The sequence below is a fragment of the Pseudomonas sp. NBRC 100443 genome (assembly GCF_030268185.1).
Classification (GTDB): domain Bacteria; phylum Pseudomonadota; class Gammaproteobacteria; order Pseudomonadales; family Pseudomonadaceae; genus Pseudomonas; species Pseudomonas citronellolis.
Genome location: NZ_BSQE01000010.1, coordinates 1 through 16,913, shown reverse-complemented (window position 1 = coordinate 16,913; position 16,913 = coordinate 1). Strand labels below are relative to the sequence as shown.

Sequence of the window (16,913 nt, the reverse complement as noted above, 5' to 3'; positions counted from 1 at the left end):
GTGCCACCCCCTCTATCAGACGATTCTAATTGTGACGTCCAGCACATGTAACGAAAGCAGCCCTCAGCCCTCCAGCAACCCGCTGGCCCGCTGCACCCGCCGCTCGATGGCCGCCTCCAGCACCCACTGGCCGCGCCCGGCGCTGGCCAGGCTGAACCAGCTGCGCGCGCGGGTGATGCCGGTGTAGACCAGCTCGCGGGTGAGGATCGGGTTGAGCGCGTCGGGCAGCACCAGGGCGGCGTGGGTGAACTCCGAGCCCTGGGACTTGTGCACGGTCATGGCGAACACCGTTTCCACCGCCTGCAGGCGGCTGGGCAGCACCCACTTGATGCCGCCGCGGCCGTCGGCGAAGGCCACCCGCAGCGGCCATTTGCGCTCGCCACCCTCCTCCCGCGGCAGCGCCAGGGTGATGCCGATGTCGCCGTTCATCAGGCCCAGGCCATAGTCGTTGCGCGTGACCAGCAGCGGGCGGCCGAGGTACCAGGCGCCGCTGTGGGGCTGGATCAGCCCCTCGTCCTGCAGCAGGTCGGCGATGCGCAGGTTCAGCCCGTCCACGCCCCAGGGGCCGCGGCGCAGGGCGCAGAGCACCTGGAACTGGCCGTGGGCAGCGAGCACGCGCCCGGCCCAGGCGTCGAACTCGGCCTGGGCGGCGTCCGGCGCCGGGCGGGTGTCGCGCAGCACCTGCAGGTAGTGGCGGTAGCCCTGGGGCGGGGTCACGCCCGTGCGGGCGGCGGCGTCGAGGAAATAACGGCCGCCGCCTTCCACCACCAGTTCGCGCAGGTCCTGGTTGTCGCGGGCGTCCAGGGCCAGGCGCGCCAAGTCGGCGTAGCCCCGTTCCCAGACCGCACGCATGGCCGCCACGTCGCCGGCGTTGACCGCCTCGGCGAGCTGGCCGATGCCGCTGGCGGAACTGAAGCGGTGGCTGTGGCGGAGCATGGCCACGGCCTGGTCGAGGGGCTGGCCGTGGGCGTCGAGCAGATCATCGTCGACCTGCTCGCCGCTGACCGCCTGCAGCCAGTCGCGGGTCGCCGCGCGGTAGTGGCCCTCGCGGGCGCGGCTGCACAGTTCGCCGAGCACCGCGCCGGCTTCCACCGAGGCCAGTTGGTCCTTGTCGCCGAGCAGGATCAGCCGCGCCTTGTCCGGCAGCGCGCCGAGCAGCGCGGCCATCATTTCCAGGTCGACCATGGAGGCCTCGTCCACCACCAGCAGGTCCAGCGCCAGCGGGTTGCCGGGGTGGTGGCGGAACTGGCGGCTGTCCGGGCGGCTGCCGAGCAGGCGGTGCAGGGTGGTGACTTCCTTGGGCACCTGCTGGCGTATCTGCTCGCCGTTGGCGAAGGCGCCGAGGTCCAGGCGGTCCACGGCGTTGGCGATGGATTCGTTGAGCCGCGCCGCCGCCTTGCCGGTGGGCGCAGCCAGGCGGATGCGCAGCGGCCGCCCGCCCTCGCCGCCCAGGGCCAGGCTCTGCAGCAGCGCCAGCAGGCGCACCACGGTGGTGGTCTTGCCGGTGCCGGGGCCGCCGGTGACGATGCCGAAGGCGTTGCCGGCGGCCAGGGCGCAGGCCAGTTTCTGCCAGTCCGCCGGGGCATTCGCCTGTTTCGGGAAGAGCGCGTCCAGGGCCTGGCGCAGGGCGTCGGTCGGCAACGCCGCGCGCAGGGCCTCGCCGCGGGTCAGGCGCTGGTCGATGCCGGCGCGCACCTCGCGTTCGTACTGCCAGTAGCGGCGCAGGTACAGGCGCGAGCCGGCCAGCACCAGCGGCGTGGCGCCGGGGCCCTCGCCCACCAGGCGCGGGTCGGCCAGGGCGGCCTGCCAGGCGGCCAGGTCGAGGCCGTCGAGCAGTTCACCGGGCAGCGTCAGCGGCGTGCCTTCCAGTTCGCCGTCCGGCGGCAGCGACAGGGCGAAGCGGCTGTCGGCGAGGGTCGCGGCCAGGTCCAGGCACACGTGGCCGCGGCCCAGCTGGTGGCTGGCCAGGGCGGCGGCGAGGATCAGCAGCGGCTCGGCGTCGGGCGCCTGCTCCACCAGGAAGGCGGCGAAGGCGCGGTCCAGCTCGCGCAGCCAACCGCGCTCGGCCCATTGGCCGAGCAGTTCCAGCAGTTGCTCGCGGGTCATGCCGGCACCTCCTCGGCGTGTTGGCTGAACAGCGCTTCCAGCGCCTCCATCAGCGCCTTCGGCGGGCGTTCGTGGAACACGCCGTGCTCGCCGCCGCGCAGGAACAGGTAGAGCGCGCCGCCGACGTGGCGGTCGTAGTCGTAGTCCGCCAGGCGCGCCTTGAGCAGGCGGTGCAGGGCGAACAGGTAGAGCGCGTACTGCAGGTCGTAGCGGTGCTCCAGCACAGCCGCGCGCAGGGCCGGCGCGGTGTAGGCGGCGGCGTCGGGGCCGAGCCAGTTGGATTTGTAGTCGGCCACGTAGTAGCGCCCCTCGTGTTCGAAGACCAGGTCGATGAAGCCCTTGAGCATGCCGCCCAGTTGCGTCGGCTGCAGCGCCGGGCGCGCCTCGCCGGGCAGCACGTGGGCGCGCACGGCGGCGTCGAGGCGCGCGCTGTCGGTGGGTTTCACGGCGAACCAGAACTCCATTTCCTTCTGGTAGCTGGCCAGCGCCGCCAGTTGCACCGGCGCCGCGCCGGGCACCGCCAGTTCGGCCTGGAGGAAGGCCGGCAGCCACTGCGCCAGGGGCTCGATCCAGGCTTCCCAGCCGCGCAGCTGGCAGCGCCGGGCGATCAGGTCGCGCAGCGCCTCGGGTTGCTCCGCCACGGCGGCGAAGCCCTCGTCGGCGGCCCATTCCAGCAGGCCGTGGAGGAAGCTGCCGGGGTTGGGCCCGCGCGGGAAGGCGTGCAGGCTGCCGGCGGCCGGCGCGGCCTGGGCCAGTTCGGCCGCGGCGCTGTCGGCGTCGCCTTCGCGCAGGGTGGCCTCTTCGGCGCTGATGGGTTCGCTGGCCGGCGCCGGGGCGTCGCCTTCGGCGTCCAGGGTGGCCAGCGCGGAGTAGCTGGCGATCCACCATTTCTCCGCCACCCGCCGCTGCGGCTCGCGGGCCTGGCCGAGCTGGCCGGCGCGGGCCTCGTCGTAGGCCGTGGCGTCCACCGCCGGAACCGGTTCGATGCGAATGCCGGGGCAGCCGCCGCCCAGGGCCTGCAGGCTGCCGGCGAAGCCGTCCAGGGCGATGGCCGCGCCGCCGCCGAGCAGGTAGCCGAAGGCGCCCTTGTGCAGCTCGGGGTTCTTCGCGTTGCCCGCCACCAGCGGCGCCACGCCCAGCCACAGGGCATGGCGGGCGCGGGTCAGGGCCACGTAGAGCAGGCGCATGTCCTCGCCCAGGCGTTCGTCGTTGGCCAGGCGGTAGGCGGCCTCGGCCAGGTCCTTGCCGCGCGCCAGCTCGATCACCTTGCCGTCCTCGCCCTGGAAGCTGGGCGGCGTCTGGCTCTTGCCGTCCAGCTCCTTCCAGCTGCAGATGAACGGCAGCAGCACCAGCGGGTATTCCAGGCCCTTGGACTTGTGGATGGTCACCACCTTGATCAGGTCGGCGTCGCTTTCCAGACGGAGGATTTCCTCGCTCGACGGGCTGGCCAGCTGCTCGGCCAGCACCCGCAGCAGGGCGTGCTCGCCGTCCAGCTCGGCGGCCTCGCGCTGCAGCCATTCGGCCAGGTGCAGCAGGTTGGTCAGGCTGCGCTCGCCGTCGGCGCGCCGCAGCAGCCGCGCCGGCAGTTCGAAGTCGGCCAGCAGCCGCCGCAGCATGGGCAGCACGCCCTGTTGCTGCCACTGGCTGCGGTAGTCGCGGAAGCGCATGAGCATGCCTTCCCAGAACTGTTCGTCCTGGTTCAGCCGCTCCAGGGTCTGCCAGCCCAGGCCCAGGGTGCGGGTGGCCAGGGCGCTGCGCAGCAGGGCGTCGTTGCCCGGCTCGGCGCAGGCGCGCAGCCAGTGCAGCAGGTCGCCGGCCTCGGGGCTGTCGAACACCGAGTCGCGGTCGGACAGGTAGACGCTGGCCAGGCGCCGCGCCGCCAGTTCGGCGCGCACCGCCTCGGCCTCGCTGCGCCCGCGGACCAGGATGGCGATGTCCGCCGGGCGCAGCGCGCGGCCCGTGCCATCGGCCTTGTACAGCCCGGCGCGGCCCTGCTGGGCCAGGCTCAGCCAGTGGCGGATGGCGCTGGCGGCGCCGGCGGCCATCTGCTCGCGGTAGAGCCGGCTGCCGACCACCTGGCCGTCGTTCTCCAGCTGCCAGAGGGTCAGCGCCGCTGCTTCCTCGCCGTCGATCAGCAGGCGCTCGTCGCGGCCCTTGGCGGCCACCGCCTGGAACGGCACCGGGTTGTCGCCCTGCGCGGCGAAGCGGAAGGCGCCGCGCTCGTGGCCCTCGGCGAAGGCGAAGCAGTGGTTCACCGCCTCCACCACGGCGAGGGTCGAGCGGTAGTTGGTGCCCAGGGTGTAGTGGCGCCCGGCGGTGGCGGCGCGGGCGCGCAGGTAAGTATGGATGTCGGCGCCGCGGAAGGCGTAGATCGCCTGCTTGGGGTCGCCGATCATGAACAGGCCGCAGTCGCGCGGACTCTCGGCGATGCGGTAGATGCGCTCGAAGATGCGGTACTGCAGCGGGTCGGTGTCCTGAAATTCGTCGATCAGCGCCACCGGGAACTGCAGGCGGATGCGCTCGGCCAGGTGCTCGCCGCCGGGGCCGGCCAGGGCGCGGTCCAGGCGCGCCAGCAGGTCGTCGAAGCCCAGTTCGGCGCGGCGCTGCTTCTCCGCCTCCAGGGCGCGGCTGACTTCGCCCAGGGCGTGCAGCAGCAGTTGCGGGGCGATGTCCGGCTGCTGCTCGGCGGCCTCCAGCCAGGCATCGATGGCCTGGAACGCGGCGTGCTCGGGCACCTGCGTCTTGGCCTTCACCTTGATCCGCGTCTGGCCGAAGCGGTGGAGGTTTTCCGGCGCTTCGCCGCCCAGGCTCCAGGCTTCCAGTGCCTGCAGCCAGCCTTCGAACACGGCGTCGTCGTCCTTGTTGCGGTAGCTGTTGCCGTTGAGCTGCGGGCGCAGGTCGATCAGCAGTTGGCGCAGGCCCTGGGCGTCGGCGGCCCAGGCGGCGCGGGCCTGCTGCTCCAGTTCGTCCAGGCGCGCGTAGAAGGCACCGGTTTCCTCCAGCAGCTCGCGCAGCGAGCCGGGCGCGCTCAGCGGCTGGTCGGCATAGCGGAAGCCGGCTTCCTGCTGCGCCAGCAAGGGCTGCAGCAGGCGCGCCAGGGTCTCGGGGCCGCCCTTGTAGATGTCGCCGACCACCTTCGCCGCCGGCGCCGGCAGCGGGTAGAAGTTGCGCCGCCAGTAGTCGCGCACCACTTCGGCGAGCAGTTCGCTCTGGTCGGTGATCAGGTCCTGGGTGAACAGGCTGCCGCTGTCGAAGGCGTGCTCGCGGAGCATGCGGTAGCACCAGCTGTGGATGGTCGACACGGCGGCCTCGTCCATCCATTCGGCGGCCAGGCGCAGCAGGCGCGCGCAGCCGGGCCAGCGCTGCTCCGGGTAGCTGGCGCGCAGCTCGACCAGCAGCGCGTCGTGCTGCAGCGCCGGCTCGGCGAAGCAGGCGGCGGCCTCGCCCAGGCGCGCGCGGATGCGTTCGCGCAGTTCCTGGGTGGCGGCGTCGGTGAAGGTCACCACGAGGATTTCCGGCGGGCTCAGCGGCCGGCCGAAAGCCAGTTCGCCGCCGTGGTCGAGCACCAGGCGCAGGTACAGCAGGGCGATGGTGAAGGTCTTGCCGGTGCCGGCGCTGGCCTCGATCAGGCGGCTGCCGTGCAGGGGGAATTCCAGGGCGCGCAGTTCGCGGCTCATTGGCCTTGCTCCTCGTCGTCGCGGCGTTGCAACAGCTGGTACAGCGGGCCGTAGAGGTTCTCGGCCCAGGTGGCGAATTCGCCGCTGGCGTTGAGGCTGGCGAAGTCCGGGTAGACCCGCGCCAGGGCCGGCGAGGAAGCCGCCTCGCCGCTGCTGCCGAAGCCGCCGTCATAGCGCTTGGCCGCCTCGCTGGCGGCGCGGGCCTCGTCACCGCCGGCGCCCAGCCAGGCGAAGGCCGCCTTGCAGGCCACCGGCAATGGCCGGCGCAGGCCTTCGAGCCAGGCGGTGATCAGCGCGTCCAGGTGGCCACGGGCGATGTCCGCGGACAGCGGCGGCAGTTCCAGGGTGCCGGTCTGGCTGACCAGCAGGCTGCGCACCGGCGCACCGCACAGTTGCAGGCCCAGGTGGCGCACCCAGTGGCGCACCAGGCTGTGCCACTTGTAGCCGCGGCCTTCGTGCAGCTTGCCACTGACCAGCTGCACGCTGGCCCACTGGCCCTCGGCGTTACGCCGCAGGCCGCCGAGCCAGTCGCCCAGCTCCACGCCGCTGGCCGCGTGGCTGTGGATAAGCTCGCGCTGGCCTTCCTCGGCCTCGCTCCAGTGCTCCAGCTCCTCGCGGTAGCGCGTCAGCAGTTCGCCCAGCGGCGCGCTCAGCTGGCGGGCGCTGAAGGCGCCGAAGGCCGCCAGCGGCAGGCGCCCCTCGCCGCGCAGGCGCGCCAGCTGCCCCTCGATGCGGCCGGGCAGTTCGCCGTCGGCCCAGTGCTGCTCGATCCACGGGCGCAGGCGCTCGCACAGTTCGAACTGCAGCTGCCAGACCTGCAGGCCGTCGAGGGCGAAGGTTTCCTCGTCGTGGCCGGTCAGGTCTTCCTCGGCGAAGCGCACCTTCAGGCGCTGCTGGAAGAAGGCGTTGACCGGGCTGGCGAGGAAGTCGGCGAGCACGCGCAGGCCGATGGGCGCGTCCGGCAGCAGTTCGGGCAGCGGCGCCTCGGCCTGTTCCGCCGGCTCGTCGTCGCGGTGCACCTCGCGCCATTCGCGGGCGTAGGTGTAGAAGCCGTCGACTCCCTCGCCCCGGCCTTCGAAGTAGCGGCGGCTGAAGGGTTGCAGCGGGTGTTCGGTGGTCAGCGCGTGGAGCAGCGCCTTGCCGTCGCCAGGCTGGCCGGCCAGCGACCAGCCGGCCGCCAGGTGGTCGCGCAGCTGGCCGATCAGCACCGAGGGCGGGCGCTCGCTGTTGTCGCGGATGCTGCGGCCCACCCAGCTGACGTAGAGCTGGTCGCGCGCCGAGAGCACGGCTTCGAGCAGCAGGTAGCGGTCGTCCTCGCGCCGCGAGCGGTCGCCGGGACGGTAGTCGTTGCGCATCAGGTCGAAGTCCAGCGGCGGCTGCTGGCGCGGGTAGTCGCCGTCGTTCATGCCCAGCAGGCAGACCACGCGGAAGGGAATGGCGCGCATCGGCATCAGCGTGCAGAAGCTCACCGCGCCGGCCAGGAAGCGCTGGTTCAGGCCGCCGGCGTCGAGGCCGCCGAGCCAGGCCTCGCGCACCACCGACAGCGGCAGCGGTTCGCCGAAGGCGGCGCGGCCGCAGGTTTCCAGCCAGCGTTCGAGCAGTTGCAGCAGTTGCTGGCGCAGCAGTTCGTCATGCTCGTCGCGGGTCAGGAAGAAGTCGTCGAGCAGCTGGCGCAGGCGCTCGCGCCAGACCTCCGGCGGCGCCGGCTCGGCCAGGCGCTCGCAGGCCTCGGCCAGGCGTTGCAGCAAGCCGGCCAGGGGGCCGAGCACGGCGGCGTCCAGGCCGCCGATCTCGGCGTAGGGCTGGATGCCCTGGAAGGCCTCGCCCTCGCCCACCGCGAAGCCCAGCAGCATACGCCGCAGGCCGAAGCGCCAGGTATTGGCCTCTTCGGCGGCGGGCAGGCCGAGGTCTTCGCGCTGCTCGCCGTCCAGGCCCCAGCGCACCCCGGCGCCGTCGATCCAGCGTTGCAGCAGCGGCAGGTCGGCCTCGCCGATGCCGAAGCACGCGCGCAGGGCGCCGACGTCCAGCAGGTCGAGGATCTCGCTCACCGCGAAGCGGCTGTCGGGCAGCTGCAGCAGGTGTTCCAGGGCCACCAGCAGCGGCTCGCGGCCACGCTGGCCCTGGTCGGCCAGGGTGAAGGGGATGAAGCGCCGGTCGTCGCGCCCGAGCTGGCCGAACACCGCCTGGATGTGCGGCGCGTAGGCGTCGATGTCGGGGACCATGACGATGACGTCGCGCGGGCGCAGCGTAGGGTCGGCGTCGAAGCGCGCCAGCAGCTGGTCGTGCAGCACCTCCACCTCGCGCTGGGCGCTGTGGGCCAGGTGGAAGCGGATGGAGCGGTCCCGCGCCGGCTCCAGGGCCGGCCATTGCGCGCGGGTCTCGGCCAGCGGGCGCAGTTCGAGGATGTCGTCCTGCAACTGGCCGAGCAGGTGCGCCGGCGACTCTTCGCTGAACAGGTCGATGCGCCCGCCGCTGACCTCGCCGAAGCGGCTGCGGTAGCTCTCGGGGTTGTCGTACTGGTCGAGCAGGTTGATGTAGTCGCGGCCCTGCTTGCCCCAGGCCGCCAGCAGCGGCTGGGCGTACTGGTGCTGGAGGTCGTCGTCCAGTTGCAGCGGCACGCCGGGGCGGCGCTGCTGGCGGCGGTATTCGTGGCGCAGCAGGTCCTTGTCGGCGACGATGTCGGCCCAGTGGTGGCGGCAGGGGTTGTGCACGCACAGCAGCACCTGGGCCACCTGCGCCAGCGCGGCCAGGGCCTCCACCGTCTGCGCCGGCATGGCGGAGATACCGAATACCACCACCCGGCGCGGCAGCCCCTTGGGCGGCGCGCCTTCGCGCAGGCGTTCGAGGAAGCGCCGGTGCACGCCGGCGCGGCTGCCGGCCAGGCCGTCCTCGCCCACCTCCGCCAGCAGGGCGCGCCACAGCTCGGCCTGCCAGCGTTCGTCGTCGTTCAGCGGGCGAAGGTTGCCGCCGGCGGTGCGCAGCTGGTCGCGGTGCTCGCTCCAGTCCTCCAGCCAGTCGGCGCGGTACACCTGGTACTGGTCGAACAGGTCGGCCAGGCGCTCGGCCAACTGGTAGCGCTTGCGCAGGTCGGCGTCGTCGGCGAGGAAGCGGCGCAGGGCCTGGAACTCCTCGCGCGCCAGGAGGGTCGGCAGCAGGCGCATCAGGCGCCAGGTGAGCGGCGCCTTGTCCAGCACCGAGACTTCCGGCACCTGGTCCTTGCCCAGCGCGCCGCGGTAGGCGCGCCAGAGGAACTGCGCGGGCAGCTGCACGTCCAGCGCCGCGGTGATGCCGCAGCCGCCGTCGGCGACGTCGCGGCCCAGGGCCAGTTTCAGCCACTGGGCGATGCCGTTGCTCTGCACCAGGATGGTTTCGCTTTCCAGCGGCGCCAGCGGGTAGCGCGCCATCCAGGCCACCAGCAGGTCGCGCAGCGCCTCGGGGTGGTTGCCGTGGATGACCATCAGGCCGGGGCTCAGGGCTTCGCTCATGGTTTCTCCAGGTTTGCCGGGGGGCCCGGCAATTTGAGCAGAAGCCGGGGTGGGGTGGGGGGGTTTTCCCAAGATGGGGGATTGTATCGGGGTGGGGCGACGTTCTGTGTCGCGAAGCGCGTGCTTTGGCTGGGGCAGGTGTAGGGCGCATAACGCCTACGGCGTTATCCGCCGTTTGACCTCGACCCCAGGCGCGCTTCGGGTTGGGCCACGAAGCACCTGCTTCCGGGCACTCCGGACTCGACCGCGAAGCCGGGCATAAGCTCTGTGAAACGGCGGATAACCGCGAACGGTTATTCGCCCTACGCCAAGGCTGGGCCAGGCGTAGGGCGCATAACGCCTACGGCGTTATCCGCCGTTCGACCTCGATCCCAGGCGCGCTTCGGGTTGGGCCACGAAGCACCTGCTTCCGGGCACTCCGGACTCGACCGCGAAGCCGGGCATAAGCTGGGTGAAACGGCGGATAACCGCGAACGGTTATTCGCCCTACGCTGGACGCGAATCACCCCGCCCCAGGTACTCTTCCACCTCCTCCGCCAACCACTGGGCGAACACCGCCACCTTGGTCCGCGTCTCCTCCCGCTGTGGCCACACCAGCCAGTAGGGGTAGGCGTAGGGCGCGCTGACCTCGCCCAGTTGCACCAGTTCGCCGCGGGCCAGGGCGCCGGCCACCAGGCTGCGGCGTTCGACGCTTATGCCCAGGCCCAGGCGCAGGGCTTCCACCACCAGGTTGGAGTCGTTGACGGTGAACAGGCCGTCGCCTTCGGGCAGCGCCACGCCCGCCGCCTGGCACCAGGGCAGCCAGGACTCGAAGCCGTGGATCAGCGGGCCGGCGAGGATCTGCTGCGGCGTGCGCGGCAGGCGCCCGCCGTTGAAGTGCGGGGCGCAGACCGCCAGCAGTTCGTCGTCGAACAGGCGTTGCTGGGCCAGGCCCTCCCAGTGCCCCTGACCGATGCGGATGGCCACGTCGGCCAGGCCCTGGCGCAGATCGATCACTTCCAGGCTGGCCAGCAGGCGCAGGCGGTATTCGGGATGGCGTTCGCGGAACGCCGGCAGGCGCGGCAGCAGCCATTGCTGGGCGAAGGACGGCAGCACCGCCACCACCAGTTCCCCCTCGCTGGGCCGCGCCCGCGCCAGGCGCGTGGCTTCGGCTATGTCGCGCAGGGCGCGGCGCACCTGCAAGGCGTAGAGGCGGCCCTCCTCGCTCAGGCGCAGGCCGCGGCCCTCGCGCTGCAGCAGGGTGACGCCGAGCAGTTCCTCCAGCTGGCGCACCTGCTGGCTGACCGCCGAGTGGGTGACGTGCAGCTCGGCGGCGGCCTGGGTCACGCTGCCGAGCCGGGCCACGGCCTCGAAGCTGCGCAGCGCGGACAGGGGTGGATAGGCGCTCATGTAAGTTCTGCTAACCCTTGCAGTTATAAATCGTCGATTTTTTCCGGCCTTTCCAGCCGCTAGATTTAGCGACAACAGCGCAGCCATGCGGCCTTCTCGGCCGGCCACCCCATGTAATCTCCAATAACAGGATGCCTCCATGCAACTGATCGGAATGCTCGACTCGCCCTACGTCCGCCGCGTGGCCATCAGCCTGCGCCTGCTGGACGTCGACTTCAGCCACCGCTCGCTCTCGGTGTTCCGCCACGTCGAGGAATTCCGCGCCATCAACCCGGTGGTCAAGGCGCCCAGCCTGGTGCTGGACGACGGCCAGGTGCTGATGGATTCGAGCCTGATCATCGACCTGGCCGAACACCAGGCCGGGCGCAGCCTGATGCCCGCCGAGCCGGCCGAACGGGTGCGCGCCACGCGCCTGCTGGGCCTGGCCCTGGCGGCCTGCGAGAAGGCCGTGCAGCTGTACTACGAGCTGCAGCGCGACGAGGCCCGCCGCGACGCCGCCTGGTACGCCCGGGTGGACCAGCAGCTGCGCGCCGCCTGCGCCGGCCTGGAGCTGGAGCTGCTGACGCAGCCGCTGCCGCGCGACGGCCGCCTGGACCAGGCCGGCCTGACCTCCGCCGTGGCCTGGACCTTCATCCAGCTGGTGCACGCCGAACGCGTGGCCGCCGGCGACTACCCGGCCCTGCGCGACTGGACCGCCCATGCCGAGACACTGGAGGCGTTCAAGGCCTTCCCGCCGGTGTGAGGCCCGCGCGGGCGCGTCCACACTTCACCGATATTGCACTCAAACAGCAATAACATTCATTGGATATGGATCGTCACGCTGTCTAGGATGGCCGTCGGCCTCGCCCCTGCGACAGAACGCCGCTCGACCAACCATAAGGAAGCGCCCGCCCGACCGGCCCCAGGCCGGAATCGTGATGCGCGGTGCCTGCGTGACATGCATCCATTGACTGCCCCCCTTCCCGGCGCCTCCCGCGAGGTGCCGCGATGAAAGCCGCTGCCTTCGGTTCCTGGCTGCACCGCCTGGCGCCCTGCGCCGGCCCCTCGTCCAACCGCGACTGGCTGCGCGCCGTGCTCGGCTGCGGGTTCGCCCTGGGCCTGTGCATGCCCTTGTGCGCCTGGCTGTTCGGCGTCGACACCATGCTGCGCATCGGCCCGCCGCTGGCCGCCTCGGCCCTGCTGGCCATCGCCGTGCCGTCCAGCCCGCTGGCGCAGCCCTGGTCGCTGCTGGGCGGCAACCTGGTGGCGGCGCTGGTGGGCCTGCTGCTCGGCCACTGGCTCGGCCACAGCTGGCCGCAGGCGTCGCTGTCCATGGTGGTGGCGGTGCTGCTGATGCTCGGCCTGCGCTGCCTGCATCCGCCGAGCACGGCCATGGCCTTCAGCCTGGCCGTGGGCGGGCCGCTGGTGGACCAGCATCTGCTGCACCTGCTGCTGCCGGTGGGCGTGGCCTCGCTGGCGCTGATCGGCGTGGCCCTGGTCTACAACAACCTCACCCGCGCGCCCTACCCACGCAAGCTCGCCGTCCCGGCCAGCAACCCGCACCTGACCGCCGACCCGCTGCCCGGCGAGCGCCTGGGCCTGCATGCCGACGACCTGGAAAGCGCCCTGGCCAGCGCCGGCGGCTTCGTCGACGTCACCCCCGAGGACCTCGAACGCCTGCTGCTGGCCGCCGAGAAGCACGCCAGCGAGCGCCTGCTGGGCGGCATCCGCGCGCGCGACATCATGTCCCGCGACATCCGCTCGGTGAGCCCGGACGCGCGCATCGAGGAAGCCTGGGGCCTGCTCGACAAGCACCACCTCAAGGCCCTGCCGGTGCTCGACCGCGGCCACCTGGTGGGCATCCTCACCTTGAGCGACCTGTTCCGCGGCCAGCGCCGCCTGCGCTCGCCCTTCGGCCAGCGCGTCGGCAACCTGATGACGCACCGCGTGCAATCGCTGCGCGAGGACGCCCAGCTGCCGGAGCTGATCCAGCTGCTCTCCGACCAGGGCCGCCACTGCCTGCCGGTGGTCGACGGCGCCGGCCGGCTGGTCGGCATGCTCAGCCAGACCGACCTGATCGCCGCCTTCCGCCACCTCTGGCTGCAGCCGCAGGTGCAGGCCGAGCGCGCCTTGCAGGTGGCGGTCTAGGCCTCGTAGTCCCAGCGCTGCGACCAGTCGATGTCCCCGGCCACCACCTCGCGGAGGATGGCCAGGGCGTTCTGCAGCGCCGGCGAATCCTTCTCGCGGGAATACACCAGGTAGGTCGGGTAGATGAACTCCGGCGCCAGCGGCACCCGCTCCAGCACCCCGGCCTTCAGGTAGCTGTGCACCACCCGCGTGCGGAAGTAGCCGCTGCCGCCGCACTGCAGCAGGTGCTGCAGGGCCAGCGGGCCGAGGCTGAAGCTGGTGGCGGCGTGGGCCCGGTCGGGCAGCGCGGCGTCGTGCTGGCGGCGGAATTCCTCGCCCCAGTCGATGTAGATGTAGGGCTCCGGCTGCTGCGTCGAGCGCACCAGGATCAGCTTCTCCTCCAGCAACTGCTCCACCTGCATGCCCGGCCAGTAGTCCGGGCGGTAGACCAGCGCGGCGTCGAGCACGCCCAGCTCCAGCTGCTTCTGCAGGCGCTCGCCGCTGCCGATCTCGGCGTGCAGGGCCAGGGCCGGCATGCGCTGGCGCAGGCGCACCGTCCAGGCGAGCATCAGCGGGTTGCTCAGGCTCAGCTCGCCGCCGATGTTGAGCACCTCGCGGTAGCCCGCCGGCAGCGGCAGGTCGCGGCGCGCCGCGTCCCAGGTCTGCACCAGCTGGTTGGCGTAGCCGAGGAAGCGCTCGCCGTCATCGGTCAGCCGGGCACCGGCGCGGCTGCGCTGGAACAGCCGGCAGCCCAGTTGCGTCTCGAGGTTGTGCACCCGCGCGGTGACCGTGGTCTGGGTCACGTGCAGGCGCTGCGCGGCGGCGACGAAGCTGCCGCCACGGGCGATTTCCAGGAAGGTGCGCGCCAGTTCGATGTCCATGGGAAGCGGTCACGGCGGGGGATGCCGCAGTCTAGTCGAAGTCCAGTTCCTCGTGGCGTTGGCGGGTGAAGCGCAGCAGCCAGAGGCAGATGAGGAAACCGCAGGCGGCCAGCAGCGCGGCCACCAGGAAGATGCTGGCGTAGTCCGAGTGCGCGGCCACCGCGCCCATCAGCGGGCCGGCCAGGCCCAGGGCCAGGTCGAAGAACAGCGCGTAGGCGCCCAGCGCCGAACTGCGGCTGGCGGCGGGGATGCGCAGCACCGCCTCGACGCCCAGCGCCGGGTACACCAGCGACAGCCCGGCGCCGGTCAGCGCCGTGCCGAGCAGGGCGAAGGCCGGGCTCGGCGCCTGCCACAACAGCAGCAGGCCGGCGCTTTCCACCAGCAGGCAGAGCACCGCCACGTTGAAGCCGCCGAAGCGGTTGATGGTCCAGGACAGCAGCAGCCGCGCGCCGACGAAGCTGATGCCGAACAGGCTCAGGCACCAGGCCGGGTCGGCCCAGCCGCGGCTGCCGTAGTAGAGGGTGATGAAGGTGGCCAGGCTGCCGAAGCCGATGGAGCCCAGGGCCACGCACATACCGTAGGGCAGTACCCGGCCGAGCACGGCGAAGAAGGCCATGCGCGTGCCGGCGATGATCGGCGCCGGCGCCTTGCCGCGGGCCAGCAGCAGGCCCAGACCGGCCAGCGCCAGGATGCCGGCGCCCAGGCTCCACAGCCCCAGCTGCGCGGCCATGCCCACGCCCAGCGGCGCGCCCAGGGCGATGCCGCCGTAGCAGACGATGCCGTTCCAGGAGATCACCCGCGCGGTATTCTGCGCGCCGACCCGGGCGATGCCCCAGCTCGCGGTGCCGATGCCCATCAGGCCCTGGGCGAAGCCGATCAGCAGGCGGCTGCCCAGCAGCAGCGCCAGGCTCACCCAGGCCAGCGCCTGCAGGCTGGTGGCCAGCAGCACCAGCGCCCCGCCGCCGGCCAGGCTGAACAGGCCGTAGATCACCGCGCGCTTGGCTCCCAGGGTGTCGGTCAGGCGCCCGGCCAGCGGCCGCGAGGCGAGGGTCGCCAGGTACTGCGCGCCGATCACCAGGCCGGCGGTGGTGGCGTCGAAGCCCAGGTCATGGTGGACGAAGCCGGGCAGCACCGGCAGCAGGAAGCCGATGCACAGGAACAGCAGGAAGGTGAAGCTGACGATCGAGACGATCTGCAGGGTGACGGCGTGCGGACGCTGCTCGGGAGAGCTCATGAAGAACGGGCCTGGCGCGAGGGGATGTCAGGGACTGCGCCATCATTGCCCGGCGCCGGGAAAATTGAAAGCCACCTATCGATTCCGCGGCCGACCGGCCCGCGCCGAACGCCTATAGTTGATGCACGACCGACCACAGGAGGCCCGCCATGGACACCACACCCCACACCTTCGCCGAACTGTTCAAGCAACTGGGCCTGCCCAGCGGCCGCCAGGAGATCGACGCCTTCCTCGCCGCGCACCGCCTGCCCGCGAACCAGGCCCTGGCCGACGCGCCCTTCTGGAACGAGGCCCAGGCGGCCTTCATCCGCGAGGCCCTGGAAGAGGACTCGGACTGGGCCGAGGAAGTCGACGAACTGGCCGCGCGGCTGTCCCACTGAGCGCCGGGCGGCCTTTGACGGCGACTCCCATCTGCGGCCTAATGCACGCCCCCGACCGCCACCGCCGACCATGTCCGAGAAGCCGTTTTCCGCCGCCCAGCACCGCGCCAGCACCCTGCACCTGCCGGCCGGGCCCTGGTCGACGGTGCTCGACTGCCTGTGCGCGCGCTTCCCGGCGATCCCCCGCCAGACCTGGCTGCAGCGCCTGGCCCGCGGCCGCGTGCTGGACGCCGAGGGCAAGCCGCTGGACGCCAGCACACCGCACCGCGAGGGCCTGCGCGTGCACTACTTCCGCGAGGTGGAGGCGGAAACGCCGATCCCCTTCGAAGAACGCATCCTGCACGTCGACGAGCACCTGGTGGTGGCCGACAAGCCGCACTTCCTGCCGGTGACGCCCTCCGGCCAGTACGTCGAACAGACTCTGCTGGCGCGCCTGGCCCGGCGCCTCGGCAACCCGCTGCTGGTGCCGCTGCACCGCATCGACCGGCCCACCGCCGGGCTGGTGCTGTTCTCCGCCAACCCGGCCAGCCGCGCGGCCTACCAGGCGCTGTTCCGCGAGCGGCGCATGCACAAGCGCTACGAGGCCATCGCCCCGCCGCTGCCGCAGTTGGACTTCCCCCATGTGCGGCGCAGTCGCCTGGTGGACGGCGAGCCCTTCATCCTCATGCGCGAGGCCGAGGGCGCGATCAACAGCGAAACCCGCATCGAGGTGCTGGAGCGCCGCGAGCACTGGTGGCGCTACGCGCTCTACCCGGTGAGCGGCAAGCGCCACCAGCTGCGCGTGCACATGGCCGCCCTGGGGGCGGCGCTGCGCAACGATCCGCTTTATCCACAGCTGCTGCCGGAAGAGCAGCGGCGCAGCGACGACTATTCCCGCCCGCTGCAGTTGCTGGCCCGGCACCTGGCCTTCGACGACCCGCTGACGGGCCGGCCGCGGCAGTTCGACAGCCAGTTACAGCTGGACTGGTGAGCCGGGTCTTTCATCGATTTCATCAATAGTCGAAAGCAGGAAGTTCCATTTCCGTTGATGGTGGCCGTTGCGTTTTCATAGCTCCGTCCCCCACTGACGGAACGCAAGGAGCCCGCCATGAGCTATACCGCGAAGTCCTTCTCGGCGCTGGTCAACGCCCTGCGCGCCAATGGCATCACCCGCCCGGAGCAGATGGCCCGGCAGCCCTTCCGCAACGCCCAGGGCTACTGGTCGGCGGAGGTGAAGGCATGAACATGAACGCACGGCATGCTCTTCAATCGCCGCTGGGCGAGGATGGGTCGGTGTTGTTCTATCTGCTGGCGGTGGCCTGGTTGTTGTGTTCGGGGGTTTGAACGAGTGGGCTTTGGCCTCTCGCACCGCCCACCTCGCTATTCCCGCGAACGTGGAAAGCCAGTGGCTTGGGGGCTTGGTGTAGCGCGCCGCTCCGAGACTGCGGAGATTTTTTGTTTCGCCCCCTCGGGCGAGTCCCTTTTGTCAAACGCCACAAAAGGAACCAAAAAGGCTTGCCCCGCATACGGGCCCGACAGAGTCGGGCTACCCTCGCGAACTCCCCCGCCACGGAGGCCCGCCCCGAGGGTACGTCCCTGTAGCCCATCGGGGCTCTCGCGACATCCATGTCGCATGACCTCCTGAGCGCCGGTTTCGCTCGGCCTTCTGAAGGGGC

General features: G+C 71.6%; 11 protein-coding genes. 5 read left to right on the top strand and 6 right to left on the bottom strand.

Annotated elements, in window-relative coordinates:
• Positions 1-63 precede the first annotated feature (63 nt).
• The 4 genes from recD to QSJ95_RS14795 all read right to left on the bottom strand — a co-directional run bounded on the left by recD (position 64) and on the right by QSJ95_RS14795 (position 10,657).
• On the bottom strand, positions 64-2,106 hold the full coding sequence (gene recD / locus QSJ95_RS14810; RefSeq protein ID WP_285643277.1) for an exodeoxyribonuclease V subunit alpha: 2,043 nt from the start codon (positions 2,104-2,106) through the stop codon (positions 64-66).
• Positions 2,103-5,783, bottom strand: a complete 3,681-nt coding sequence (recB, locus tag QSJ95_RS14805; protein ID WP_285643276.1) for an exodeoxyribonuclease V subunit beta — start codon at positions 5,781-5,783, stop codon at positions 2,103-2,105. Before recB ends, recD begins: the two co-directional genes overlap by 4 nt.
• Positions 5,780-9,268, bottom strand: coding sequence for an exodeoxyribonuclease V subunit gamma (recC, locus tag QSJ95_RS14800; protein ID WP_285643274.1), 3,489 nt, complete (start codon positions 9,266-9,268; stop codon positions 5,780-5,782). Before recC ends, recB begins: the two co-directional genes overlap by 4 nt.
• A 486-nt stretch (positions 9,269-9,754) precedes the next feature.
• A complete protein-coding gene (locus QSJ95_RS14795) occupies positions 9,755-10,657 on the bottom strand; it encodes a LysR substrate-binding domain-containing protein (protein WP_285643272.1) in 903 nt (300 codons plus the stop codon).
• Positions 10,658-10,796: 139 nt separating this feature from the next.
• Here QSJ95_RS14795 and QSJ95_RS14790 point away from each other — a divergent pair, with 139 nt between their 5' ends.
• Positions 10,797-11,399 (top strand): glutathione S-transferase family protein, encoded by a 603-nt coding sequence (locus QSJ95_RS14790; protein WP_276214911.1) that lies wholly within the window; start codon positions 10,797-10,799, stop codon positions 11,397-11,399.
• Between the two features lie 245 nt (positions 11,400-11,644).
• Positions 11,645-12,784 (top strand): HPP family protein, encoded by a 1,140-nt coding sequence (locus tag QSJ95_RS14785; RefSeq protein WP_009618007.1) that lies wholly within the window; start codon positions 11,645-11,647, stop codon positions 12,782-12,784.
• On the opposite strand, the gene QSJ95_RS14780 is transcribed toward QSJ95_RS14785, so the two are convergent.
• Positions 12,781-13,644 (bottom strand): LysR family transcriptional regulator, encoded by an 864-nt coding sequence (locus tag QSJ95_RS14780; RefSeq protein ID WP_269964013.1) that lies wholly within the window; start codon positions 13,642-13,644, stop codon positions 12,781-12,783. The two genes, QSJ95_RS14785 and QSJ95_RS14780, sit on opposite strands and share 4 nt — an antisense overlap.
• A 31-nt stretch (positions 13,645-13,675) precedes the next feature.
• Entirely contained in the window at positions 13,676-14,878 is a 1,203-nt protein-coding gene (locus QSJ95_RS14775; RefSeq protein WP_285643266.1) for an MFS transporter, read from the bottom strand.
• Positions 14,879-15,027: 149 nt separating this feature from the next.
• Here QSJ95_RS14775 and QSJ95_RS14770 point away from each other — a divergent pair, with 149 nt between their 5' ends.
• The 3 genes from QSJ95_RS14770 (at position 15,028) to QSJ95_RS14760 (ending at position 16,480) form a co-directional block, all read left to right on the top strand.
• Complete coding sequence (locus tag QSJ95_RS14770) at positions 15,028-15,258, top strand: DUF2789 domain-containing protein (protein ID WP_285643265.1); 231 nt, start codon at positions 15,028-15,030, stop codon at positions 15,256-15,258.
• A gap of 70 nt (positions 15,259-15,328) precedes the next feature.
• Positions 15,329-16,228 (top strand): pseudouridine synthase, encoded by a 900-nt coding sequence (locus QSJ95_RS14765; protein WP_285643263.1) that lies wholly within the window; start codon positions 15,329-15,331, stop codon positions 16,226-16,228.
• Positions 16,229-16,345: 117 nt separating this feature from the next.
• Positions 16,346-16,480, top strand: a complete 135-nt coding sequence (locus QSJ95_RS14760; protein WP_009618002.1) for a hypothetical protein — start codon at positions 16,346-16,348, stop codon at positions 16,478-16,480.
• Positions 16,481-16,913 lie beyond the last annotated feature (433 nt).

Excerpts from the sequence above, each read along its gene's own strand:
- QSJ95_RS14760 (WP_009618002.1), top strand. The coding sequence starts at position 16,346 with ATGAGCTATACCGCGAAGTCCTTCTCGGCGCTGGTCAACGCCCTGCGC.
- QSJ95_RS14775 (WP_285643266.1), bottom strand. The coding sequence starts at position 14,878 with ATGAGCTCTCCCGAGCAGCGTCCGCACGCCGTCACCCTGCAGATCGTC.
- QSJ95_RS14785 (WP_009618007.1), top strand. The coding sequence starts at position 11,645 with ATGAAAGCCGCTGCCTTCGGTTCCTGGCTGCACCGCCTGGCGCCCTGC.
- QSJ95_RS14770 (WP_285643265.1), top strand. The coding sequence starts at position 15,028 with ATGGACACCACACCCCACACCTTCGCCGAACTGTTCAAGCAACTGGGC.
- QSJ95_RS14790 (WP_276214911.1), top strand. The coding sequence starts at position 10,797 with ATGCAACTGATCGGAATGCTCGACTCGCCCTACGTCCGCCGCGTGGCC.
- recD (WP_285643277.1), bottom strand. The coding sequence starts at position 2,106 with ATGACCCGCGAGCAACTGCTGGAACTGCTCGGCCAATGGGCCGAGCGC.
- recC (WP_285643274.1), bottom strand. The coding sequence starts at position 9,268 with ATGAGCGAAGCCCTGAGCCCCGGCCTGATGGTCATCCACGGCAACCAC.
- recB (WP_285643276.1), bottom strand. The coding sequence starts at position 5,783 with ATGAGCCGCGAACTGCGCGCCCTGGAATTCCCCCTGCACGGCAGCCGC.
- QSJ95_RS14780 (WP_269964013.1), bottom strand. The coding sequence starts at position 13,644 with ATGGACATCGAACTGGCGCGCACCTTCCTGGAAATCGCCCGTGGCGGC.
- QSJ95_RS14765 (WP_285643263.1), top strand. The coding sequence starts at position 15,329 with ATGTCCGAGAAGCCGTTTTCCGCCGCCCAGCACCGCGCCAGCACCCTG.
- QSJ95_RS14795 (WP_285643272.1), bottom strand. The coding sequence starts at position 10,657 with ATGAGCGCCTATCCACCCCTGTCCGCGCTGCGCAGCTTCGAGGCCGTG.